The sequence below is a fragment of the Streptomyces diastatochromogenes genome, from assembly GCF_002242805.1.
Classification (GTDB): Bacteria; Actinomycetota; Actinomycetes; order Streptomycetales; family Streptomycetaceae; genus Streptomyces; species Streptomyces diastatochromogenes.
This window is the reverse complement of sequence record NZ_MCGQ01000007.1, coordinates 38,334-61,085: the sequence shown is the minus strand read 5'-3', so window position 1 is coordinate 61,085 and position 22,752 is coordinate 38,334. Positions and strand designations below refer to the sequence as shown.

The 22,752-nt window shown below is 68.5% G+C and carries 19 protein-coding genes; 15 read left to right on the top strand and 4 right to left on the bottom strand.

The genetic code is table 11. The annotated features are described in order from the left end of the window. Nucleotides 1-13 precede the first annotated feature (13 nt). On the bottom strand, nt 14-835 hold the full coding sequence (locus tag BEK98_RS04885) for a hypothetical protein (protein WP_094215133.1): 822 nt from the start codon (nt 833-835) through the stop codon (nt 14-16). Nucleotides 836-853: 18 nt separating this feature from the next. Beyond that, complete coding sequence (locus BEK98_RS04880) at nt 854-1,144, bottom strand: hypothetical protein (RefSeq protein ID WP_094215132.1); 291 nt, start codon at nt 1,142-1,144, stop codon at nt 854-856. 287 nt (nt 1,145-1,431) lie between these two features. Here BEK98_RS04880 and BEK98_RS04875 point away from each other — a divergent pair, with 287 nt between their 5' ends. The 7 genes from BEK98_RS04875 (at nt 1,432) to BEK98_RS04845 (ending at nt 12,289) form a co-directional block, all read left to right on the top strand. Beyond that, the gene (locus BEK98_RS04875) at nt 1,432-3,645 is read left to right on the top strand and encodes an ABC transporter family substrate-binding protein (RefSeq protein ID WP_094215131.1); all 2,214 of its coding nucleotides are present in this window, start codon (nt 1,432-1,434) and stop codon (nt 3,643-3,645) included. Nucleotides 3,646-3,785: 140 nt separating this feature from the next. Continuing rightward, complete coding sequence (gene typA, locus BEK98_RS04870; protein ID WP_094215130.1) at nt 3,786-5,693, top strand: translational GTPase TypA; 1,908 nt, start codon at nt 3,786-3,788, stop codon at nt 5,691-5,693. A 361-nt stretch (nt 5,694-6,054) separates the two neighbouring features. After that, nucleotides 6,055-7,101, top strand: a complete 1,047-nt coding sequence (locus tag BEK98_RS04865; protein WP_094215129.1) for an ABC transporter permease — start codon at nt 6,055-6,057, stop codon at nt 7,099-7,101. A 102-nt stretch (nt 7,102-7,203) separates the two neighbouring features. Continuing rightward, on the top strand, nt 7,204-9,012 hold the full coding sequence (locus BEK98_RS04860) for an ABC transporter substrate-binding protein (protein WP_094215128.1): 1,809 nt from the start codon (nt 7,204-7,206) through the stop codon (nt 9,010-9,012). Between the two features lie 99 nt (nt 9,013-9,111). Next, complete coding sequence (locus BEK98_RS04855) at nt 9,112-10,089, top strand: ABC transporter permease (RefSeq protein WP_094215127.1); 978 nt, start codon at nt 9,112-9,114, stop codon at nt 10,087-10,089. A gap of 15 nt (nt 10,090-10,104) precedes the next feature. Beyond that, on the top strand, nt 10,105-11,166 hold the full coding sequence (locus BEK98_RS04850) for an ABC transporter ATP-binding protein (protein WP_094215126.1): 1,062 nt from the start codon (nt 10,105-10,107) through the stop codon (nt 11,164-11,166). A gap of 13 nt (nt 11,167-11,179) precedes the next feature. Continuing rightward, nucleotides 11,180-12,289 carry an ABC transporter ATP-binding protein gene (locus BEK98_RS04845; RefSeq protein ID WP_094215125.1) on the top strand — a complete coding sequence of 370 codons (1,110 nt, stop codon included), beginning with the start codon at nt 11,180-11,182 and terminating at the stop codon, nt 12,287-12,289. On the opposite strand, the gene BEK98_RS04840 is transcribed toward BEK98_RS04845, so the two are convergent. Continuing rightward, a complete protein-coding gene (locus tag BEK98_RS04840) occupies nt 12,220-13,029 on the bottom strand; it encodes a class I SAM-dependent methyltransferase (RefSeq protein ID WP_094215124.1) in 810 nt (269 codons plus the stop codon). The two genes, BEK98_RS04845 and BEK98_RS04840, sit on opposite strands and share 70 nt — an antisense overlap. 165 nt (nt 13,030-13,194) lie before the next feature. Between BEK98_RS04840 and BEK98_RS04835 the strand changes: the two genes are divergently transcribed. From BEK98_RS04835 to BEK98_RS04815, 5 genes are read left to right on the top strand one after another with little or no spacing between them, the layout of a single operon-like run. After that, nucleotides 13,195-14,826, top strand: coding sequence for a peptide ABC transporter substrate-binding protein (locus BEK98_RS04835; RefSeq protein ID WP_094215123.1), 1,632 nt, complete (start codon nt 13,195-13,197; stop codon nt 14,824-14,826). 6 nt (nt 14,827-14,832) lie between these two features. Further along, nucleotides 14,833-15,759, top strand: coding sequence for an ABC transporter permease (locus BEK98_RS04830; protein ID WP_094215122.1), 927 nt, complete (start codon nt 14,833-14,835; stop codon nt 15,757-15,759). Continuing rightward, a complete protein-coding gene (locus BEK98_RS04825; RefSeq protein ID WP_094215121.1) occupies nt 15,752-16,732 on the top strand; it encodes an ABC transporter permease in 981 nt (326 codons plus the stop codon). Before BEK98_RS04830 ends, BEK98_RS04825 begins: the two co-directional genes overlap by 8 nt. A gap of 6 nt (nt 16,733-16,738) precedes the next feature. Beyond that, nucleotides 16,739-17,713 carry an ABC transporter ATP-binding protein gene (locus tag BEK98_RS04820; protein WP_094215120.1) on the top strand — a complete coding sequence of 325 codons (975 nt, stop codon included), beginning with the start codon at nt 16,739-16,741 and terminating at the stop codon, nt 17,711-17,713. After that, a complete protein-coding gene (locus BEK98_RS04815; RefSeq protein ID WP_094215119.1) occupies nt 17,706-18,764 on the top strand; it encodes an ABC transporter ATP-binding protein in 1,059 nt (352 codons plus the stop codon). Before BEK98_RS04820 ends, BEK98_RS04815 begins: the two co-directional genes overlap by 8 nt. Nucleotides 18,765-18,893: 129 nt before the next feature. Here BEK98_RS04815 and BEK98_RS04810 read toward each other — a convergent pair whose 3' ends face one another. Further along, entirely contained in the window at nt 18,894-21,005 is a 2,112-nt protein-coding gene (locus BEK98_RS04810; RefSeq protein WP_094215118.1) for a S9 family peptidase, read from the bottom strand. A 201-nt stretch (nt 21,006-21,206) separates the two neighbouring features. On the opposite strand from BEK98_RS04810, the gene BEK98_RS04805 reads away from it, so the two are divergent. The 3 genes from BEK98_RS04805 to BEK98_RS04795 are packed head-to-tail and all read left to right on the top strand — an operon-like array spanning nt 21,207 to nt 22,711. Further along, complete coding sequence (locus BEK98_RS04805) at nt 21,207-21,401, top strand: hypothetical protein (RefSeq protein ID WP_030346161.1); 195 nt, start codon at nt 21,207-21,209, stop codon at nt 21,399-21,401. A 36-nt stretch (nt 21,402-21,437) separates the two neighbouring features. Beyond that, nucleotides 21,438-22,298: an N-acetyl-1-D-myo-inositol-2-amino-2-deoxy-alpha-D-glucopyranoside deacetylase gene (gene mshB / locus BEK98_RS04800; protein WP_094215117.1), complete on the top strand. Its 861-nt coding sequence runs from the start codon at nt 21,438-21,440 to the stop codon at nt 22,296-22,298. After that, entirely contained in the window at nt 22,295-22,711 is a 417-nt protein-coding gene (locus tag BEK98_RS04795; RefSeq protein WP_094215116.1) for a DUF6113 family protein, read from the top strand. Before mshB ends, BEK98_RS04795 begins: the two co-directional genes overlap by 4 nt. Nucleotides 22,712-22,752: the final 41 nt, after the last annotated feature.

Genomic DNA, 22,752 nt, shown 5'->3' with positions numbered 1-22,752 from the left:
CCTCACTGACTCACTAGAAGAAGCGCGGATCGTCGAAGACACCGGACGCGACGAGATAGACGTAGAAGTCGGCGAACGCCACGCTCAGCAGCGAGGCCCAGGCGAGCTGCATGTGCCGGGCGTTGAGCTTTCCGACGAACTGCCAGGCCTGGTAGCGCACCGGGTGCTTCGAGAAGTGCTTGAGCTTGCCGCCGACGATGTGCCGGCAGGAGTGGCAGGAGAGCGTGTACGCCCAGATCAGCACGATGTTGACCAGGAAGACGAGGGTGCCGAGGCCCATGTGGCCCCAGCGGTAGTGCTGGTCACGGAAGGCCAGCACGGTGTCGTAGCTCAGCACGCCGGCGACCAGCAGGGCGGCGTAGAAGAAGTACCGGTGGATGTTCTGCAGGATGAGCGGGAAGCGGCTCTCACCGGTGTACGTGCGGTGCGGTTCGGCCACCGCGCAGGCGGGCGGGGACGCCCAGAAGCTGCGGTAGTACGCCTTGCGGTAGTAGTAGCAGGTCAGCCGGAAGCCGAGCGGGAAGATCAGGATGATGATGGCGGGGGAGATCGCCCACCAGCTCCCGAAGAGGTCGGCGTTCGGCCCCGCGTGCATGGTCGCGCAGTTCTGCGCCAGGCACGGCGAGTAGAACGGGGAGACGTACGGCGCCGCGTAGTAGTGCGCGTTCGCGAAGGCCCGCCAGGTCGAGTAGACGACGAAGGCGAACAGACCGGCCGCGGTGACGGCGGGCGCCAGCCACCAGCGGTCGGTCCGCAGATGCGGTGCGGCGATCGCGGCGCGCGTACGGGACCGTACGCCGCCGCTGTTCTGTTGGGGTTCCGTACCAGTCGCCAAGGGAGGACTCCGGTCGGTTCAGGGTGCGTGCCGGTCGCGGGCGCCCAGGCCCTCGTCGTCCGAGTCCGTCCACAGGCTGATGTCGTACGGCGTGTCGGAGATGGTGACGAGGTCGGGCCGGTTCGGGGCGGCCGGACTGCTGGCCGCGTCCCGCAGCAGCGCCAGGCTCTCGCGCAGATGGTCGGCGTCCATCCGGACCCGGCGCATCTCCAGGCCACCGCTGCCCAGCTGCTTCTCCAGGCGCCCGAGCGACCGGTACAGATCGTCGAGGCTGCGCTGGACGGTTGTCAGTTCGTCGTGCACGGACATGACTTGCCCTCACTTCCACGGGTCCTACGGGCCCTGGGCGGCAACGTTCATGCGCCTTGGAGTGTTGCGCGTCACACCTGTCGCTGTGAAGACATGTGCACCGATTGGCCGAGGCGCACGGGTGCATCTCCGGGTGTGTTGCGCCGCACGGGTGGCTTACTTTGCGTCGTCGCCGTGTCGCCCGCTGTTGCCGGATCCTTTCCTCTTCACTGGGCGCATAGATCTGATCAGCTCCATATACGGCCAAAAGTGATCATAACGCCCGCGGCTTCCCGGAGGTAGCAGAGATGTCCCACGACGGCGTCGGTTCGCGCGCGGTCCTGCGTTCGGCCGCCTTCCTCACCGCGGGCGCCCTCGCGGTCTCCCTGCTCGCCGGCTGTGGCTCCGACGAGGAGGCCAGCCGTCCGCTGGCCGGGCAGGACATCGACCTCGTCGCCCGGGACAAGGTGGCCGAGGGCGGCACCCTGAAGTGGGCCGTGGACGCCGTACCGGAGACCCTGAACACCTTCCAGGCCGATGCCGACGCGGGCACCACCCGGGTCGCCCAGGCCGTGCTGCCGTCGATGTTCCGTCTCGACGCCGCCGGGCGTCCGGTGGCCAACCCCGCCTACCTGGAGTCCGCCAAGGTCATCGAGACCGAGCCGCGCCAGGTCGTGCAGTACAAGCTGAACCAGCAGGCCGTCTGGAGCGACGGCCGGGAGATCGGCGCTGCCGACTTCGTCGCCCAGTGGCGCGCCCTGTCCGGCCGGGACAGCGCCTACTGGACCGCCCGCAACGCCGGCTACGACCGCATCGAGAAGATCGAGCGCGGCGCGAACGACCTCCAGGTCCGGGTCACCTTCTCCCGCCCCTACGCCGACTGGAAGTCCCTGTTCTCCCCGCTGTACCCGAAGGACGTCATGGGCACCCCGGACGCCTTCAACGACGGCGCCCGCCGCAAGCTGAACGTCACCGCGGGCCCCTTCAAGGTCGAGAAGGTCGACACCGCCACGAAGGACATCGTCCTCACCCGCAACCCGCGCTGGTGGGGCAAGCCGGCCAAGCTGAACGAGATCGTGCTGCACGCCGTGGACCGCGACAAGCGGGCGGCGGCGCTCGCCGACGGAACCGTGGACCTCGCCGACATCGACCCGGCCGAGGCCGAGCGGATCAACCTCGCCTCCCGCCAGGGCGGCACCGGCACCCCGCTGCAGGGCGCCGGCAAGACCTCCGCCAAGAAGCTGCGCTCCTGGGCGCTCGCGCACGGCTTCGACGCCGACGAGGTCAAGGTCGGCAAGAAGAAGCTGCGCCGGGCCATCACCCGGTACCTCGAGCAGCAGGAGAAGCTGCACGCCTTCGACGTCCGCAAGTCGCTGGAGCCCGCCTACACCCAGCTCGCCCTCAACGGCGCCGAGGGCCCCCTCACCGACGAGCGGGTCCGCCGGGCCGTCGCCCGCGCGATCGACCGCACGGAACTGGCCAAGCTCGTACTGACCCCGCTCGGCCTGCCCGCCGTCCCGGTCGGCAGCCACCTCGCCCTGTCCGGGCAGGCCGACTACGCCGACAACAGCGGCGCCCTGGGCGGCCCGGACACCAAGGAGGCCGCCGCGCTGCTCGCGGACGCCGGCTGGGTGCTCGGCGGCCCGGTGAAGGAGCAGAAGAAGGCCGAGAAGGCGGCCGGCGCCGAGAGCACCAAGAAGAAGGAGGACCAGTCCGACGGCGGCGACGACGGCCAGTACATCGTCGGCGAGGACGACAAGGGCAGGGACGACAAGGGCAAGCACCACGAGTCGGCCGAGGAGAAGACGGAGAAGGCGGAGAAGGGGGAGAAGGGCGACGAGGGCGGCAAGCATCTGTCCCGGGACGGCAAGCAGTACTCCGGCGGGCAGGGCGGCGCACCCGGCGCCTACGCCCCGAAGGGCACCGCCGCCCCGGCCGGTGCCGTGACCGGGCCGCTGGCCAAGGACGGCAAGGCGCTCGCCCTGCGCTTCGTGCTCCCCTCGGGGCCCGGCTCCGAGACCCTGAACTCCGTCGCCGAGCGGATCTCGGCGATGCTGGAGAAGGTCGGCATCCGCACCACGATCACCAAGGTCTCGGACGAGAGCTACTTCAAGGACCACGTCGCCGCCGGCGACTACGACCTCGCCCTGTACTCCTGGCCCTCCTCCGCCTTCCCCGCGACCGACGCCCGGCCGATCTACGCCAAGCCGGTCCCGGCCGCCGACGGCTCGGTGAACGTCGAGCAGAACTTCACCCGGGTCGGCACCGACCAGGTCGACCAGCTCTTCGACCAGGCCGCCTCGACGCTGGACGAGGACGAGGCACGGGACCTGATCCGCAAGGCGGACTCCCGGATCTGGGCGGCGGCGGGATCCCTTCCGCTCTACCAGCGGCCGCAGCTGGTCGGCGCACGGAACAACCTGGTCAACGCGGGTGCCTTCGGGTTCCAGACACCGGTCTACGAGGACATGGGCTTCCTGAAGAAGGGGGCCAAGGTCTCGCCCAGCCCGTCCGCCAGCTGAGACCTCCGTGGCCCTGAGGAGGCCGACCCGCTCGGGGCCACGTAACATGGGGTGAGGCCGTGGCATGTCAAGCCCGGCAGGGCCCGCGTCACACGGACGTACGAGAGGGCCTTCCTCACATCCCGGGAGTACGTCGCAATATGGCCACGCGCCACGACATCCGCAATGTCGCCATCGTCGCCCACGTCGACCACGGCAAGACGACCATCGTCGACGGCATGCTGAAGCAGGCCGGCGCCTTCGCCGCGCACCAGCTCGAAGGCGTCGACGACCGCATGATGGACTCGAACGACCTGGAGCGTGAGAAGGGCATCACGATCCTCGCCAAGAACACGGCGGTCAAGTACCACCCCAAGGACGGTGGGGAACCGATCACCATCAACATCATCGACACCCCCGGCCACGCCGACTTCGGCGGCGAGGTCGAGCGCGGTCTGTCGATGGTCGACGGTGTGGTCCTGCTCGTGGACGCGTCCGAGGGCCCGCTCCCGCAGACTCGCTTCGTGCTGCGCAAGGCGCTCCAGCAGCGCCTGCCCGTCATCCTGTGCATCAACAAGACGGACCGCCCGGACTCGCGCATCGACGAGGTCGTCAACGAGACCTACGACCTCTTCCTCGACCTGGACGCGGACGAGGAGCAGATCGAGTTCCCGATCGTCTACGCCTGCGGCCGCGACGGCATCGCCTCGCTGACCAAGCCGGACGACGGCACGGTCCCGGCCGACTCCACCAGCCTGGAGCCGTTCTTCTCCACGATCCTGGAGCACATCCCGGCCCCGACCTATGACGAGGAGGCCCCGCTCCAGGCCCACGTCACCAACCTGGACGCCGACAACTTCCTCGGCCGTATCGCGCTGCTCCGCGTCGAGCAGGGCGAGCTGCGCAAGGGCCAGACGGTCGCCTGGATCAAGCGCGACGGGTCCATCAGCAATGTCCGCATCAGCGAGCTGATGATGACCGAGGCCCTCACCCGCAAGCCCGCCGAGAAGGCCGGCCCGGGTGACATCTGCGCCGTCGCCGGTATCGCGGACATCATGATCGGCGAGACCCTCGCCGACACCGAGAACCCGATCCCGCTGCCGCTGATCACGGTCGACGAGCCCGCGATCTCCATGACCATCGGCACCAACACCTCGCCGCTGGTCGGCCGTGGCGGCACCGGCAAGGGCGCCGACGCGAAGTCGGCCGTCAAGGACCGCAAGGTCACCGCCCGCCAGGTCAAGGACCGCCTGGACCGCGAGCTGATCGGTAACGTGTCGCTGCGCGTGCTCGACACCGAGCGCCCGGACGCCTGGGAGGTCCAGGGCCGTGGTGAGCTGGCGCTCGCCATCCTGGTCGAGCAGATGCGCCGCGAGGGCTTCGAGCTGACCATCGGCAAGCCCCAGGTCGTCACCAAGCAGGTCGACGGCAAGACCTACGAGCCCGTCGAGCGCATGACGATCGACGTGCCCGAGGAGCACATGGGCGCCGTCACCCAGCTCATGGGTGTCCGCAAGGGCCGGATGGACAACATGTCGAACCACGGCTCCGGCTGGGTCCGCATGGAGTTCGTGGTGCCGTCCCGCGGTCTGATCGGCTTCCGTACCGAGTTCCTGACCCAGACCCGAGGCACCGGTATCGGCCACTCCATCCACGAGGGCTTCGAGCCGTGGTTCGGCACCCTGCAGACCCGTAACAACGGCTCGCTGGTCGCCGACCGCGCCGGTGCCGTCACCGCGTTCGCGATGACGAACCTCCAGGAGCGCGGCGTGCTGTTCACCGACCCGGGCACCGAGGTGTACGAGGGCATGATCGTCGGCGAGAACTCGCGCTCCGACGACATGGACGTCAACATCACCAAGGAGAAGAAGCTCACGAACATGCGGTCGTCCTCGGCCGACTCGTTCGAGGCGATCGTCCCGCCGCGCAAGCTCTCCCTGGAGCAGTCGCTGGAGTTCTGCCGCGACGACGAGTGCGTGGAGGTCACCCCGGAGGCGGTACGCATCCGCAAGGTGAACCTGGACGCCCGCGAGCGCGCCCGCGCCGCGAGCCGCGCGAAGCACGGCTGACGCCTCCTGAGACCCCGTAAGACCCGGTCCTCCGCCTACCGGAGGGCCGGGCTTTCGGCATGCTCATGGGCCCTGGAGAGGGCGAGTGTTCGGATACCGGAGCAGCACGCTTCACGTTTCGGACATGTAAAACAAAAAAATACGGCGAAGCGTCCGATTTGCCGGTCTGTCGCCGCGGGTGTCAAGCGCGCACAGGTGTCGATCTTTGCAATTTTTGCTCAAAATATTGACGGTAGGGAGATCCCTATGTCGTCCGCCCTTGACGCGCGTTGAACACATTGGCGAAAGTTCCCCCAAACCGCAGAACTCTCCGGTATCTGCGCTGCGCTCAACTCTCCAACCCCCCGGGGGAAGAACACACATGACCAGTCCCGCCAAGGCTGAAGGCTCCGGGCCGTCGGTTGCCTTGGAGCCCGAACTCGAGTCGAAGCCCACTCCTGCCAAGGAGGAGAAGAAGCTCGAGGGTCGCTCTCCCGGCCAGTTGATGTGGCAGCGCTTCAAGCGTGACCGTACCGGTGTCATCTGTGCCGTGGTAGTGATTTTCTACTTCGTCGTCGCGCTGGGCGCTCCGCTGCTGACCAAGCTCAGCGGGACGGACCCGTACACGCTGTACGGGCAGGACCCCACCTACCAGGACACCCCCGTCCTCGACGACTTCGGTCTCCCGCTCGGTTACTTCGGCGGCCTGTCCGGAACGCACTGGTTCGGCGTCGAGCCGCAGTACGGCCGCGACATCTTCGCGATGCTGGTGTACGGCATGCGCACCTCGCTGTTCATGGCGCTCGGCGTGACCGTCCTGATGATGGTCACGGGCATCATCCTCGGCCTGATCGGCGGCTACTTCGGTGGCAGGACCGACTACTGGATCGGCCGGGTCACCGACTTCTTCCTCGCCTTCCCGCAGCAGCTCTTCTTCATCGCCTTCATGCCCGTGGTGACCGCGTTCTTCGTGGACCCGCGGGAGGAGACGCCGACCTACTTCCGGGCGCTGGCGATGCTGATCGTGCTGTGGGTGCTCGGCTGGATGGGCATGGCCCGACTGGTTCGCTCCACCGTGCTGTCCCTGCGTGAGCGCGAGTTCGTGGAGGCCGCCAAGGTCTCCGGTGCCTCGCCCTGGCGGATCGTCCGCAAGGAGATCCTGCCGAACGTGGTGACGCCCATCCTGGTGCAGTTCACGTACACACTGCCCAGCACCATCCTCACCATTGCCTTCCTCTCCTTCGCGGGTGTCGGCTTCGTCGAGCCGACCCCGGACTGGGGACGACTGTTCGCCAACGGCTCCAAGTACGCCGAGCAGGACCCGTCGTTCATCTTCTTCCCGGGTGTGGCACTGGTGATCTTCGTCCTGGCCTTCAATCTCCTCGGAGACTCGGTACGGGACGCGTTCGACCCCAAGTCCGGGCGGTAGATCGTCCGCTGGAGGGGGGATGACTGCCGCCCCCGAGTCGGCCTACCAGCCGCGTCAGGCAGTACTCATGGATAACAACCGACAGGTAGGTGCATTCGCCTCATGAAGTCGTTCAGCTCGCGCAGAGCGCAGGCCATCGTCGTCGCCATCGCGGCCGGTTCCCTCGCGCTCACCGGGTGCTCCGAGAACAAGGGCACCAACACCGGTAAGGACTCCAAGAAGGACCAGAAGGAAGCCTCGGTCCAGTCGAAGGCGGTCACCTACGCCGACGCTGCCGGCTCCACCGGTCCGGCCAAGGACGTCGCCGGTGCCCAGAGCGGCGGCACCATCACGGTCTACCAGGAGGCGGGTCTCTCGCACCTGGACCCGGGCCAGACCTACGTCTCCGACGCCGGCCAGGTCGCCAACCTGCTCTTCCGTCGCCTGACCCAGTTCCAGGAGGACGACAAGGGCAACGTCTCGGTCGCGGGTGACCTCGCGACCGACTCCGGCAAGATGTCGGACGGCGGCAAGACCTGGACGTTCACGCTCAAGGACGGCATCAAGGACGCCAAGGGCAACGTCATCACGTCCGCCGACGTCCGCCACACCGTCGAGCGCCAGTTCGCGAAGTTCATTTTCGACGGTCCGCCCTACCTGCAGACCTGGCTGGCCGGCGACAAGTACGCCAAGGACTACCGCAAGCTGCTGCCGGGCGGTGGCTTCGACGGCAAGCACCTGCCGAAGTCGGTCCTGGACACCCCGGACGACAAGACCGTCATCTTCCACTTCGACCAGGCGCGCCCGGACCTGCCGCAGACGCTGGCCATGGCCGGCTACGCGATCGTCCCGACGAAGGACGACACCAAGGAGAAGTACGACAAGGCTCCGGTCGCCACCGGCCCGTACAAGATCCAGTCGTACAAGAACGGCAAGTCCCTGGTGCTCGTCAAGAACACCAACTGGGACCCGAAGACGGACTCCGTGCGCCACCAGTACGTGGACGGCTTCAACTTCCAGTTCGGCGTGACCGAGTCGACCCAGACCAAGCGTCTGATCGCCGACCAGGGCGACGACAAGAACGCCATCCAGCTCACCGGCGGCGTCGAGGCCACGCAGATCCAGGACGTCATCAAGAACCCGTCGGTCAACGCGCGCGTGACCAAGGGCTACCAGCCCTACGTGATGCAGCTGACCTTCAACCTGGACCGCGTGAAGGACCTGAAGGTCCGCCAGGCCATCACCTACGCCGTGAACTCCAAGTCGCTCATCGCCGGTGAGGGTGGTGTCTACGGCGGTGACGTGGCCCCGAACTACTTCGCGCCGACGCTGCCGGGCTACGAGGCCAAGTACGACCCGTACGGCCGTCTGGCGACGCCGCAGGGCAACATCGCCAAGGCCAAGGAGCTGCTGAAGAGCATTCCGGCGTCCGAGAAGAAGGTCGTCTTCGCCTACGCCAACAGCGAGAACGGTCAGAAGCGCAAGGTCGCCATCGAGGACGCGCTCACCAAGGTCGGCTTCAACGTCGTCTCCAAGGAGGTCGACGCCGCGAGCTACTACGAGCAGATCGGCAAGCTGGACAACCCGTACGACATGTACATCTCGGGCTGGGGCCAGGACTGGCCGTCCCCGGGCACGGTGGTCACGCCGGTCTACGACGGTTCGCAGGTCTCCGACGGCTCGCCGAACTACTCGCACGTGAAGGACCCCAAGGTCGACGCCCTGATCAAGAAGGCCCTGTCCGAGCAGCCGACCGAGGCCGCGAAGACCTGGAAGGAAGCCCAGCACTACCTGATGGAGAAGGTCCTTCCGGCCGCTCCGCTGTGGTACACCAAGCAGTTCCAGCTCTCCGGGTCGAACGTGGGCGGCGCCCGCTACGGGTCGGTGTCGAGCCTCATCGACATCAACCACCTGTTCCTGAAGAAGTCGTAACTCTCTACGGCTGATCGCGGGGACGCGCACCAGGCGGAGCGCGTCCCCGCACCTCCGTGAAACCTCCCACTCGTCTCCGCAGAGAGCAGCCCTCCCGCCATGCTTCAGTTCATCATCCGGCGCACGGTCGGTGCCCTGGTCACCCTGTTCCTCATCTCCGCCGCGACGTTCTTCCTGTTCGTCGCCGCGCCTTCCGATTACGCCTCCCTGGCCTGTGGCAAGGACTGCTCTCCTCAGAGACTGGAGGACATCCGCCAGGCCCTCGGTCTCAACCTGCCCATCGTCCAGCAGTTCTGGGACTTCATGACCGGCATCGTGATGGGCCGTGACTTCCCGACCGGACACTGCAGCGCCCCGTGCCTCGGACAGTCGTTCTACTCGGGCGACATGGTCTGGGGCACGATCATGGACCGCTTCCCGACGACGCTGACCCTCACCCTCGGTGGTGCGGTCGTCTTCCTCGTGGTCGGTGTGGGCGCCGGTATGGTCGCCGCCTTCCGGCGCGGCTCAATGGTGGACAAGGTCGCCACGGGCGTGTCGATGGTGCTGAGCTCGTTCCAGATCTACTTCCTGGGTCCGATCGTCCTGATCATCTTCGTCTACAGCACGGGCTGGATGGACAACCCCCAGTACGTACCGATCACCCAGAATCCGTGGGGCTGGTTCACGGGCATGCTGCTGCCCACCCTGGTGATGGCCACCATCTTCACCGCGCAGTACACCCGTATGGCACGTTCCTCGATGATCGAGCAGCTCGCCGAGGAGCACGTCCGCACCGCCCGCGCGAAGGGCATGTCGCGCAAGTACGTCTTCTTCCGTTACGCCTGGCGCGGCTCGATGATCCCGATCGTCACCGTGCTCGGTATCGACCTCAGCAGCATGCTCGGCGGTGCCGTCGTCACCGAGATCACCTTCTCCCTCCAGGGAATCGGTCGGCTCGCCGTGGACGGCGCGGTCCACAAGGACCTCCCGCTGACCATGGGCGTCATGTTGTTCGGTGCCTTCTTCATCCTGCTCTTCAACATCCTCACCGACATCGCGTACGCCTGGATCGACCCGCGCGTCCGGCTCTCCTAGGAAGAACGAACCACCGTGACCACACTGACCAAGACCGAGGGCACTCCGGCCCCGAACGGTGCGGAGAGCTTCCTGTCGGTCCGCGATCTGAAGGTGCAGTTCTCCACCGAGGACGGCATCGTCAGGGCCGTCGACGGCCTCTCCTTCGACGTCGAGCGCGGCAAGACCCTGGGCATCGTCGGCGAGTCCGGCTCCGGAAAGTCCGTCACCAACCTGACGGTCCTGGGCCTGCACAACCCCCGCACCTCGACCGTCGACGGCGAGATCATTCTCGACGGCAAGGAACTCGTCACCGCCAAAGAGAAGGAGCTGGAGCAGCTCCGCGGCAACAAGATGGCGATGATCTTCCAGGACCCGCTGACCGCCCTGTCGCCGTTCTACACGGTGGGCCGGCAGCTGTCCGAGCCGTTCATGAAGCACCGCGGCGCCTCCAAGAAGGAGGCGAAGGACCGGGCCATCCAGATGCTGGAGAAGGTCGGCATCCCGCAGCCCAAGGTCCGCTTCGACGACTACCCGCACCAGTTCTCCGGCGGTATGCGCCAGCGCGCGATGATCGCCATGGCGCTGATGTGCGACCCCGACCTGCTGATCGCCGACGAGCCGACCACCGCGCTCGACGTGACCGTGCAGGCGCAGATCCTGGACCTGCTCAAGGACCTGCAGCAGGAGTTCGGCTCCGCGATCATCTTCATCACCCACGACCTGGGCGTCATCTCCCACATGGCCGACGACCTGCTGGTGATGTACGCGGGCCGGGCCGTGGAGCGCGGCAGCGTCCGCGAGGTGCTGCACGAGCCGAAGCACCCCTACACCTGGGGCCTGCTCAGCTCGATGCCGCGCCTGGACGGCGACCTGGACGAGAAGCTGACGCCGATCCCCGGCAGCCCGCCCTCGCTGCTCAACCCGCCTTCGGGCTGCCGCTTCCACCCGCGCTGTGCCTTCAAGGACGAGGTGCAGGGCAGCCTCTGCTCGGACACGCGTCCGCCGCTGGGCGAGGGACGAGCTTCCGCGTGCCACCTGACGGCCGAGCAGAAGCAGACCATCTTCATCGACAAGATCCAGCCCCGGCTGCGCTAGGGAGAACCGAGACATGAGCGACAACCTCACCCTCCCCGAACAGCAGGGCACCGCCGCGACCTCGTCGGAGACGCTCCTCGAGGTCAAGGGCCTGACCAAGCACTTCCCGATCTTCGGCGGCTTTCCGATCAAGCGGAAGGTCGGCGCGGTGCAGGCCGTCGACGGCATCGACCTGACCGTCGGCTACGGCGAGAGCGTCGGCCTGGTCGGCGAGTCCGGCTGCGGCAAGTCGACCACGGGCCGGCTCATCACCCGTCTGCTGGAGCCGACCGCCGGCAGCATCACCTACGCCGGGCAGGACATCACCCACGCCTCGCGCCGTCAGCTGGCGCCGGTGCGGTCCGAGATCCAGATGATCTTCCAGGACCCGTACTCCTCGCTGAACCCGCGCCAGACCGTCGGCACGATCATCAAGTCGCCGATGGAGGTCAACGGGATCGAGCCGGAGGGCGGCCGGGAGAAGAAGGTCCGGGAGCTGCTCGAGCTGGTCGGCCTGAACCCGGAGCACTACAACCGCTTCCCGCACGAGTTCTCCGGCGGCCAGCGTCAGCGCATCGGCGTCGCCCGCGCCCTGGCGCTGAACCCGAAGCTGATCGTGGCGGACGAGCCGGTCTCGGCGCTGGACGTGTCCATCCAGGCGCAGGTCGTGAACCTGCTCCAGGAGGTCCAGAAGGAACTGGGCATCGCGTTCCTGTTCATCGCCCACGACCTGGCCATCGTGCGGCACTTCTCGCAGCGCGTCGCGGTGATGTACCTCGGCAAGGTGGTCGAGGTCGGTGACCGGGAGTCGATCTACAACCGGCCCCGCCACCCGTACACGCACGCCCTGCTGTCGGCCGTCCCCGAGGTCGGGATCGAGGACGAGGACCGCGAGCGGATCCGGCTCGCCGGTGACGTGCCCTCGCCGATCTCCCCGCCGTCCGGCTGCCGCTTCCGCACCCGCTGCTGGAAGGCCCAGGACAAGTGCGCGAGCGAGGAGCCGCCCCTGGTCCAGCTCTCCGGCAACCGGGACGGCCACCTGACGGCCTGCCACTTCCCGGAGGACCCGACCACTCAGCGCGACGAGGACGTCGTCCTCGACCCGGCGCTGAAGGTGCTGGAGGAGCACGCGTCCGAGGACTGATCCGTGGCCGTGGCCACGGTGATGATCTCGGGACTGGAGGCGGGGGCCATCGGCCCCCGCCTCCAGTCTCCGTAGCGCTCGGCGACGGCCAGTCCGGCCCCGCCGAGGAAGCCGTCCAGCGCGGCGGCGTCCAGGAACCGCAGGGTGCCCCGGCACACCCGCGGCCGCTCCCAGCGCGCCCCGGCGTAGGTCTCGGTGAAGCTCAGCCGGTCCCCGACGGGGTCCGGGTCGGCGTCGTACCACACGCGTACGGGGTCGCCGTCCCCGTCGGGGAACTCGTACACCCGGTCAGGGGTCCAGCGCTCCCAGGCCCGCGCGGCCGGATTCCGGGTCTCGAAGACGAACCGGCCGCCGTCGGCCAGCGCCCGGCACGCCCCGCGCAGCGTGCCGCGCACCTGTTCGTTCCCGAGGAGTTCCTGGAAGGCGTGACCGGTCATCACGACCAGGTCGAACGCCCCCTCCCAGAGGTGCGTCGTGACGTCCCCGAGCACCCACTCGATGCCCGGCTCCGCCCGCCGCGCCTGCACCAGCATGGCGGCCGCCGGATCGATGCCGGTGAGCCGTCCCCGGTGCCCGGCCGCCCGGGCGGCACGCAGCAGCCGGCCGGTTCCGCAGCCGATGTCGAGGACTCTCCCGGCCGCCATGACGAGTTCCAGGTAGAAGTCGTCACCGGGGCCCCATGGATTCAGTTTCTCGTACAGCGCGGCGAGTTCGACGTCGCTGAAGACACGATCGACCATGCCGGGAGTCTGCCCGTTGCTCCGGTTGATCGGTAAGCGATTTCGCGATTTTCTCGTGTTCTCCGTACTCGGCCTGACGGGTGCTCACCCAAAGGGCAGGGAACGTGTGCGCAGCGCACCTTTTGATGTGATATTTGCCGATAGGCGATCACGAGGAGGTGCTCCATGCGCGGAGCCAGGAACGCCGGCTGGGCCGCCGGCGCGGTGGCGGTGGCGCTCGCCGCGGCGGCCTGCGGGGGCGGCGGCGGGAGCAGCGGCGGCGGGAACGCCGCCGGGGTGCTCAGCTCCTCCTGGGGCGACCCGCAGAACCCGCTGGAGCCGGCCAACACCAACGAGGTGCAGGGCGGCAAGGTCCTCGACATGGTCTTCCGGGGTCTGAAGCGGTACGACCCGAAGACCGGCCAGGCCAAGGACATGCTCGCCGAGAGCATCGACACCAAGGACTCGCAGAACTTCACCGTCAAGGTGAAGGACGGCTGGACCTTCTCCAACGGAGAGAAGGTGACCGCCAAGTCCTTCGTGGACGCCTGGACCTACGGTGCGAGCCTGAAGAACAACCAGAAGAACGCCTACTTCTTCGGCTACATCGAGGGCTACGGCAAGGTCCATCCCGACAGCGGATCGCAGAGCGCCGACACCCTGTCCGGTCTGAAGGTCGTGGACGACCACACCTTCACCGTCAAGCTCAACCAGAAGTTCTCCAGCTTCCCGGACACCCTCGGCTACGCGGCCTTCGACCCGCTGCCGCGGACCTTCTTCACCGACCACGCGGCCTGGCTCAGCAAGCCGGTCGGCAACGGGCCCTACGCCATCGAGTCCTACACGAAGGGCTCGCAGATGTCCCTGAAGAAGTGGGACGGCTACCCGGGTGCCGACAAGGCCCAGAACGGCGGTGTGACCCTGAAGGTCTACACCGACAACAACACCGCCTACACCGACCTGATGGCCGGCAACCTCGACCTCGTCGACGACGTTCCCGCCGCGCAGCTGAAGAACGTGAAGAGCGACCTGGGCGGCCGGTACATCAACACCCCCGCCGGCATCATCCAGACCCTCGCCTTCCCGTACTACGACCCGGCCTGGAACAAGGCGGGCTCGGAGAAGGTCCGCACCGGTCTGTCCATGGCGATCGACCGCAAGCAGATCACCGACACGATCTTCCAGAAGACCCGCACCCCCGCCACCGACTGGACCTCCCCGGTTCTCGGCACGGCCGGCGGCTTCCAGGACGGCCTGTGCGGCAAGGCCTGCGACTACGACCCCACCGGGGCCAAGAAGCTGATCCAGGAGGGCGGCGGGCTCCCCGGCGGCCAGGTCAAGATCACGTACAACGCGGACACGGGCTCCCACAAGGAGTGGATCGACGCCGTGTGCAACTCCGTCAACAACGCGCTCGGCAACGAGAAGGCCTGCGTGGGCAACCCCGTCGGCACCTTCGCCGACTTCCGCAACCAGATTGGGCAGCACAAGATGAGCGGCCCGTTCCGGGCGGGCTGGCAGATGGACTACCCGCTCATCCAGAACTTCCTCCAGCCGCTCTACTACACCAACGCCTCCTCCAACGACGGCAAGTGGTCCAACAAGGACTTCGACCAGCTCGTCGACCAGGCCAACGCCGAGACGGACACCGCCAAGGCCATCTCCACCTTCCAGAAGGCCGAGGCGGTCGTCCGGGACAACATGGCCGCCATCCCGCTCTGGTACCAGAACGGCAGCGCGGGCTACTCCCAGCGGCTGTCGAACGTGGCCCTGAACCCGTTCAGCGTCCCCGTCTACAACGAGATCAAGGTCGGCTGAGCCGCCATGGGGCGCTATGTCGTCCGGCGACTGCTCCAGATGATCCCGGTGTTCATCGGGTCCACCCTGCTGATCTTCCTCATGGTGAACGTGATGGGCGACCCCATCGCGGGCCTGTGCGGCGAGCGGGCGTGCGACCCGGCGACCGCCGCCCAGCTCGAGAAGGAGTTCGGCCTCGACAAGCCGGTCTTCCCGCAGCAGTACCTCACCTACATGGGGCACCTCTTCACCGGCGACTTCGGTACGGCCTTCAACGGGCAGCCGGTCACCGAGCTGATGGCGTCGGCGTTCCCGCCGACCATCCGGCTGACGATCGTCGCGATCCTCTTCGAGATCGTCATCGGCATCACCCTGGGCGTGTTCTCGGGTCTGCGCCGCGGCCGGCCCCTCGACACCGGCGTGCTCCTCGGCACCCTGGTCGTCATCTCCGTACCGACCTTCGTCACCGGCCTGCTGCTCCAGCTGCTCCTGGGCGTCCAGTGGCACTGGATCCAGCCGTCGGTCTCCCCGGACGCCACCTTCAGTGAGCTGATCGTGCCCGGCCTGGTCCTCGCCGCCGTCTCCCTCGCCTACGTCACCCGGCTGACCCGCACCTCCGTCGCGGAGAACAAGCGGTCCGACTATGTCCGTACGGCCGTCGCCAAGGGCCTGCCCAGGCGCCGTGTCGTCACCCGGCACCTGCTGCGCAACTCGCTCATCCCCGTCGTCACCTTCATCGGCGCGGACATCGGCGCGCTGATGGGCGGCGCGATCCTCACCGAGCGGATCTTCAACATCCACGGGGTCGGCTACCAGCTCTACCAGGGCATCCTGCGCCAGAACACCCAGACCGTCGTCGGCTTCGTCACGATCCTCGTCCTCGTCTTCCTGATCGCCAACCTGCTCGTCGACCTGCTCTACGCCGTACTCGACCCGAGGATCCGCTATGTCTGAGCGGCCGTACGACCCCGAGCGCGCGATCGCGCCCACCGGTGCGGGCGGCGCGATGGACCTGGCGGCGAGCGAGGCGGAGACCCTGGAGAAGACGCCAGGAGGGCCGGAAGGGACGGGCCCGGCGGGCAAGCCCCGCAGCCTCTGGTCCGACGCCTGGCGCGACCTGCGCCGCAACCCGGTCTTCCTCATCTCCGCCCTGGTCATCCTCTTCCTGGTCTTCATCTCCCTGTGGCCCTCGGCGATCGCCTCCGGCAGCCCCCTCAAGTGCGACCTCTCCAAGGCCCAGGAGGGCTCCCAGCCGGGCGCTCCCTTCGGGTACGACGGTCAGGGCTGCAACGTCTACACACGGACCGTCTACGGGGCCCGTACGTCCGTCACGGTCGGCGTCTGCGCCACGCTCGGGGTGGCGGTCCTGGGCTCCGCGCTCGGCTCCCTTGCCGGGTTCTTCGGCGGCACGTCGGACTCGTTCCTCTCCCGCGTCACCGACATCTTCTTCGCCATCCCGGTCGTCCTCGGCGGTCTCGTCCTGCTCTCCGTGGTGACCAGCAACACGGTCTGGCCGGTCATCGGGTTCATGGTGCTGCTCGGCTGGCCGCAGATCGCCCGTATCGCGCGCGGCTCGGTCATCACCGCCAAGCAGAACGACTACGTCCAGGCCGCCCGCGCCCTCGGCGCCTCCAACTCCCGCATCCTGGTCCGGCACATCGCCCCGAACGCCGTGGCCCCCGTGATCGTCGTCGCGACCATCGCCCTCGGCACCTTCATCACGCTGGAGGCGACCCTGTCGTACCTCGGCGTCGGGCTGAAACCGCCCAACGTGTCCTGGGGCATCGACATCTCCGCCGCCTCCCCCTACATCCGCAACGCCCCCCACGCCCTGCTCTGGCCCTCAGGAGCCCTGGCCCTCACGGTCCTGGCCTTCATCATGCTCGGCGACGCGGTACGCGACGCCCTGGACCCGAAGCTGAGGTGAGCCGCCGTGTTGCTCGAAGTCCGTGATCTGCAGGTGGAGTTCCGGACCCGGGACGGGGTCGCCAAGGCCGTCAACGGGGTCAGCTACGGCGTGGACGCGGGGGAGACGCTCGCCGTGCTCGGTGAGTCCGGCTCCGGCAAGTCGGTCACCGCGCAGGCCGTCATGGGCATCCTCGACATGCCGCCCGGGAGGATCACCGGGGGCGAGATCCTCTTCCGGGGCAAGGACGTGCTGAAGCTGAAGGAGGAGGAGCGGCGGAGGATCCGGGGCGCCGGAATGGCGATGATCTTCCAGGACGCGCTGTCGGCGCTCAACCCCGTGCTGTCCGTGGGCGACCAGCTCGGCGAGATGTTCGTCGTGCACCGGGGGATGTCGAAGAAGGCGGCGCGGGCCAAGGCGATCGAGTTGATGGAGCGGGTGCGCATCCCGGGCGCGGCCCAGAGGGTCGGGGACTACCCGCACCAGTTCTCCGGGGGTATGCGCCAGCGCATCATGATCGCCATGGCGCTGGCGCTGGAGCCCGCGCTCATCATCGCCGACGAGCCCACCACCGCCCTGGACGTCACCGTCCAGGCCCAGGTCATGGACCTGCTCGCGGATTTGCAGCGCGAGTACCACATGGGCCTGATCCTCATCACCCATGATCTGGGGGTCGTGGCGGACGTGGCCGACCGGATCGCCGTGATGTACGCGGGGAAGATCGTCGAGTCGGCGCCGGTGCGCGACATCTACAAGGCGCCCGCCCACCCCTACACGCGCGGCCTGCTGGACTCCATCCCGCGCCTGGACCAGAAGGGGCAGGAGCTGTACGCCATCAAGGGCCTGCCGCCGAACCTCATGAACATCCCGCCCGGCTGCGCCTTCCACCCCCGCTGCCCGATGGCCCAGGACGTGTGCCGCACCGACGTGCCCCCGCTCTACGAGGTCTCCGAGGACCGCGGCAGCGCCTGCCACTTCTGGCGGGAGTGCCTGCATGGCTGAGCCCATCCTGGAGGTCAGTGGCCTCGTCAAGTACTACCCGCTGATGCGGGGCATCCTGTTCAAGAAGCAGGTCGGCGCGGTGAAGGCGGTCGACGGCGTCGACTTCACCCTCGCCAAGGGCGAGACCCTGGGCATCGTCGGCGAGTCCGGCTGCGGCAAGTCCACGGTGGCGAAGCTGCTGTGCAGCCTGGAGCGGCCGACGGCGGGCTCGATCAGGTTCAAGGGCGAGGACATCACCCGGTTGTCGGGCCGGGCCCTGAGAGCGGTGCGCCGCAATATCCAGATGGTCTTCCAGGACCCGTACACCTCCCTCAACCCCCGGATGACGGTCGGGGACATCATCGGGGAGCCGTACGAGATCCACCCCGAAGCCGCCCCCAAGGGCGACCGCCGGCGCAGGGTGCGGGAGCTGCTGGACGTGGTCGGCCTCAACCCCGAGTACATCAACCGCTACCCGCACCAGTTCTCCGGCGGCCAGCGCCAACGCATCGGCATCGCGAGGGGGTTGGCCCTGCGCCCCGAGGTGATCGTCGCCGACGAGCCGGTCTCCGCCCTGGACGTCTCGGTCCAGGCCCAGGTGATCAACCTGCTGGACCGCCTCCAGTCGGAGTTCGACCTCTCCTACGTCTTCATCGCGCACGACCTGTCGATCGTCCGGCACATCTCGGACCGGGTCGGGGTCATGTACCTGGGCCGCATCGTGGAGATCGGCAGGGACGCCGAGATCTACGACCACCCCACCCACCCCTACACCCAGGCGCTCCTGTCCGCCGTCCCCGTCCCCGACCCCGAGGCCCGCGAACACCGTGAGCGGATCATCCTCACCGGCGACGTCCCGTCCCCGACGAACATCCCCTCGGGCTGCCGCTTCCGCACCCGCTGCTGGAAGGCCCAGGAGCGCTGCACCCGGGAGGTCCCGGCACTGGCGGTCCCCGAGGAGTTCCGCCGTACGACCGGTCCCGCGGCCCACGACTCGGCCTGCCACTTCGCAGCGGAGAAGCAGGTAGTCCCGCCAGAGGCGCCTGGAGGGCACGGCAACGGGCCGGGGTGACATGGCGCATCCCCGGCCCGTTTACGGCACCCGCACGGCCGTACGCTGTTCAGCCTCGCGCGTCCGTATATCGGTGCCGCTTCGGTGAAGTTGCCTGCGTGTAAACGCGGTTCACGGGTATTTGCCCGGTTATGCCAGTGAACGCTTGAGGAAGTCCACCTGGAGCAGGAGCAGGTTTTCCGCGACCTGCTCCTGGGGGGTCATGTGCGTGACGCCGGACAGCGGGAGCACCTCGTGGGGGCGGCCCGCGGCGAGCAGGGCCGAGGAGAGGCGCAGGGTGTGGGCGGCCACCACGTTGTCGTCGGCGAGGCCGTGGATGATCATCAGGGGGCGGTGCGGTTCGGCGGGGGAGGAGAGGCCTTCGTCGGTGACCAGGGAGTTGCGCGTATAGGTCGCCGGGTCCTCGACCGGGTTGCCGAGGTAGCGCTCGGTGTAGTGGGTGTCGTAGAGGCGCCAGTCCGTGACCGGGGCGCCCGCGATGCCCGCGTGGATGACGTCCGGGCGGCGCAGGACGGCGAGGGCGGCCAGGTAGCCGCCGTAGGACCAGCCGCGGACGGCCACCCGGGAGAGGTCGAGGGGGTAGCGCTCGGCCAGGTCCTGGAGGGCCTCGATCTGGTCGTCCAGGGTGAGCGTGAAGTCGCGGTGGACCGCCTTCTCCCAGGCCGGCGAGCGGCCCGGCGTGCCCCGGCCGTCGGCGACGATCACCGCGAAGCCCTGGTCGGCGAACCACTGCGAGGTCAGATGCGCGTTGTGGGCGGCCACCACACGCGGGCCGTGCGGGCCGGCGTAGGGGTCCAGGAGGACGGGGAGGGGAGTGTCACCGGGGTAGTCCGTAGGCATAAGCACGGCGCACGGAATTCTGCGTGCGCCCCCCTCGGTGAGGGTCACCCGCGGGGACAAACCGGGAACTTCGGCATAGGACCGGACAGTCGCCGTACGTTTTCCGTCATGCAGCACCTGGACACGGGTACCCGGACTGTCGAGCGTCGCGGACACCAGCACCGTCACGCCCCCGGCGCGCACCGCCGAGTGCACACCGGGCTCCTGTGACACGCGCTCCACGCCGAGTTCGTTGACCCGGTAGACATGGACCTCGCCGGTCTCCGGGGACTCCGCCTCCGTGCCCGCCGACGCCGAGACCAGCACGTCATCGGCCGTCACGTCGAGTACCGCACGGATGTGCAACTGCGGTCCGGTCAGCGGCCGTTCACCCACCGCCAGCACTCGGGCGCCGCCCTCGTCCGCGATGCGGACAAGCTGCCCGGACGGGCTCCAGCAGGGCACTCCGGCGAAAAGTTCCAGCCATGTTGGATCTTCGTCGGCGTGCACCATCCGGGTCGAACCCGTGTCCGGGTCCACCGCCAGGAACACCTGGCCGCGCTGGTCCCGCGTCTGTACCAGCAGCAGCGGCGCACCCGCCTCTGACCAGTGCACACACGCCAGATACGGATAGCGCGCCCGGTCCCACACGACCTCGGTGCGCCCTCCGTCGAGGTCGATCACGAACAGGCGTACGTCCGCGTTCTCCGTCCCGGCCGCAGGGTATGCGACGTGTTGTGGCTCACGCTCCGGGTGGGCCGGGTCGGCGATCCACCACCGCCGCACCGGCGTGTCGTCCACGCGCGCCACCAGCAGCCGGTCCGACTCCGGTGCCCACCAGAATCCGCGCGAACGCCCCATCTCCTCGGCCGCGATGAACTCGGCGAGTCCGTAGGTGACCTGGTCGGCCTCCGGTTCGGCCAGCGCCCGGTCGTCCGCGCCCTCGGCCCCCGTCACCCGCAGCGCGCCCTGGGCGACGTACGCGATGTGCCGCCCGTCCGGCGACGGACGCGGGTCGATCACCGGTGCGGGTACCCGGAGTTCGCGTGCCGTACCGGCCCGCAGTTCGGCCGTGAAAAGCCGCCCTGACAAGGCGAAAGACGCCAACTCCAGCGCCGCGTCGGTGGCGTAGCCGACGATGCCGGCCCCGCCCTCCCGACTGCGCTCCCGGCGCGCCCGCTCCTCGGGCGAGAGCTGCTCCGAGGCGCCCTCCAGCAGGGCGTGCGGATCGGCCGCCAGGCGCTCGCCGCCGTCCGTCGGGTCGAGGATCCACAGGGAGTTGGCCCGGTCCGTGCCGGAGCTTGAACGCAGGAACGCGACACGCGAGCCGTCGGGTGCCACGGTGAACGCACGCGGCGCGCCGAGCGTGAACCGCTGCGTGCGGGCGTGCCGACGGGGGAAGGAGTCAGCCTCGGTCGTCATACCCCGACCATATTGGCCATGCGCCCCCTTGTGCGGCCGTGCGCCGAGCGATGCGCGAGTACGGATAGTTATGATCACTACCGCTGAGTGGGTATGAACCCGCTGGCGTGTGCATGGATTTGCTCTACTGATCTACAACCGAGTGACAACCCCCATAGTCCGAACCCCCCGTGTCCCCGGGATCTTTGGAGGTGAGCCGCCGTGGCACTCTCGATTTCGGCGGTGGTGCTGCTGGCGATCATCGTCTTCCTGCTGATCAAGAAGTCAGGGCTGAAGGGCGGCCATGCGGTCGTCTGCATGCTGCTCGGCTTCTATCTCGCCTCCTCGACCGTCGCGCCGACGATCAGTGAGCTGACGACGAACGTCGCCAGCATGATCGGCAGCATCAAGTTCTGACGGGCGCCCCGGCGCGGACCTCGTAGGGTGGGACCCATGACGGAACTGCCCGCTCGGCGTCTGCTGCTGGTGCACGCGCACCCGGACGACGAGTCGATCAACAACGGCGCGACCATGGCCAGGTACGCGGCCGAGGGTGCCCACGTGACCCTGGTCACCTGCACCCTGGGCGAGCGCGGCGAGGTCATCCCGCCCGAGCTGCGGCATCTGACCGGCGCCGCGCTGGGCGCACACCGGCGCGCCGAGCTGAGCGCCGCCCTGCGCGAGCTGGGTGTCCAGGACGGGCGGCTGCTCGGCGGCGCGGGCCGTTACGGCGACTCCGGCATGATGGGCATTCCCGACAACGAGGACCCCGCCTGCTTCTGGCAGGCCGACCTGGACGCCGCCGCTCGCTCGCTCGCCGAGGTGATCCTGGAGATCCGCCCGCAGGTCGCCGTCGCGTACGACGACAACGGCGGGTACGGCCACCCGGACCACATCCAGGCCCACCGCGTGGCCATGCGCGCCGTCGAACTGGCGGCCGAAGACGGGCACCGGGTCGAGAAGGTCTACTGGAACCGCGTTCCGCGCTCCGTCGCCGAGGCCGCCTTCGTCCGCCTCCAGGACGAGCTGCCGGGCCTCCCGTTCGCGAAGAGCGCCACCGTGGCCGACGTACCCGGCGTGGTCGACGACGAGCGGATCACCACTGCGATCGACGGCAGCGCGTACGCCGCCGCCAAGGCCGCCGCGATGCGAGCCCACGCCACTCAGATCGACGTGGCCGAGCCGTACTTCGCGCTCTCCAACGAACTGGCCCAGCCGCTGTTCACCACCGAGTACTACGAGTTGGTGTACGGCCGCGGCGTGCCCGGGGAGACCGACCTGTTCGCCGGCATCGCCACCGCGGAGGCGTCATGAGCACCGCCGGACGCGGCTCGATGCTGGCCCAGCCGATGCGGCGCCCCTCGGCCGGACGGATCACCGCCCACGTCGGCCTGTTCCTGCTCGGCGCGATCGTCGGGCTCGCCGGAACCCTGGTCCAGGCCGCCTGGTTCCCGGGCGGCCTGCTGCTCGCCCTCGCGGGCGCCGCCGGGCTGTTCCTCGGCGGGGCGTACGCGCTCGGCGGCCGGGCCGGGGCGGTCGCGCCGGTGGCCGGCTGGATCGTCGCCGTCGTCCTGCTCACCGCCACCCGCCCCGAAGGCGACTTCCTCTTCGGCGCGGGGCTCGGCTCCTACCTCTTCCTGCTCGGTGGCATGGCCCTCGCTGTGATCTGCGCCACCCTCGCCCCCGGACGGCAACCCCACGACGGTCCTGTCCGACTTGGCAAGTGACGTACCACTTCGCCGTGCGGCGCACGTGCGAGTCCGGTGTG

Coding starts and splice junctions, on each gene's coding strand:
- BEK98_RS04810 (WP_094215118.1), bottom strand. CDS start 21,005: ATGACGACCGAGGCTGACTCCTTCCCCCGTCGGCACGCCCGCACGCAG.
- BEK98_RS04840 (WP_094215124.1), bottom strand. CDS start 13,029: ATGGTCGATCGTGTCTTCAGCGACGTCGAACTCGCCGCGCTGTACGAG.
- BEK98_RS04825 (WP_094215121.1), top strand. CDS start 15,752: ATGTCTGAGCGGCCGTACGACCCCGAGCGCGCGATCGCGCCCACCGGT.
- BEK98_RS04835 (WP_094215123.1), top strand. CDS start 13,195: ATGCGCGGAGCCAGGAACGCCGGCTGGGCCGCCGGCGCGGTGGCGGTG.
- BEK98_RS04815 (WP_094215119.1), top strand. CDS start 17,706: ATGGCTGAGCCCATCCTGGAGGTCAGTGGCCTCGTCAAGTACTACCCG.
- BEK98_RS04865 (WP_094215129.1), top strand. CDS start 6,055: ATGACCAGTCCCGCCAAGGCTGAAGGCTCCGGGCCGTCGGTTGCCTTG.
- BEK98_RS04830 (WP_094215122.1), top strand. CDS start 14,833: ATGGGGCGCTATGTCGTCCGGCGACTGCTCCAGATGATCCCGGTGTTC.
- BEK98_RS04795 (WP_094215116.1), top strand. CDS start 22,295: ATGAGCACCGCCGGACGCGGCTCGATGCTGGCCCAGCCGATGCGGCGC.
- BEK98_RS04860 (WP_094215128.1), top strand. CDS start 7,204: ATGAAGTCGTTCAGCTCGCGCAGAGCGCAGGCCATCGTCGTCGCCATC.
- BEK98_RS04875 (WP_094215131.1), top strand. CDS start 1,432: ATGTCCCACGACGGCGTCGGTTCGCGCGCGGTCCTGCGTTCGGCCGCC.
- mshB (WP_094215117.1), top strand. CDS start 21,438: ATGACGGAACTGCCCGCTCGGCGTCTGCTGCTGGTGCACGCGCACCCG.
- typA (WP_094215130.1), top strand. CDS start 3,786: ATGGCCACGCGCCACGACATCCGCAATGTCGCCATCGTCGCCCACGTC.
- BEK98_RS04845 (WP_094215125.1), top strand. CDS start 11,180: ATGAGCGACAACCTCACCCTCCCCGAACAGCAGGGCACCGCCGCGACC.
- BEK98_RS04880 (WP_094215132.1), bottom strand. CDS start 1,144: ATGTCCGTGCACGACGAACTGACAACCGTCCAGCGCAGCCTCGACGAT.
- BEK98_RS04855 (WP_094215127.1), top strand. CDS start 9,112: ATGCTTCAGTTCATCATCCGGCGCACGGTCGGTGCCCTGGTCACCCTG.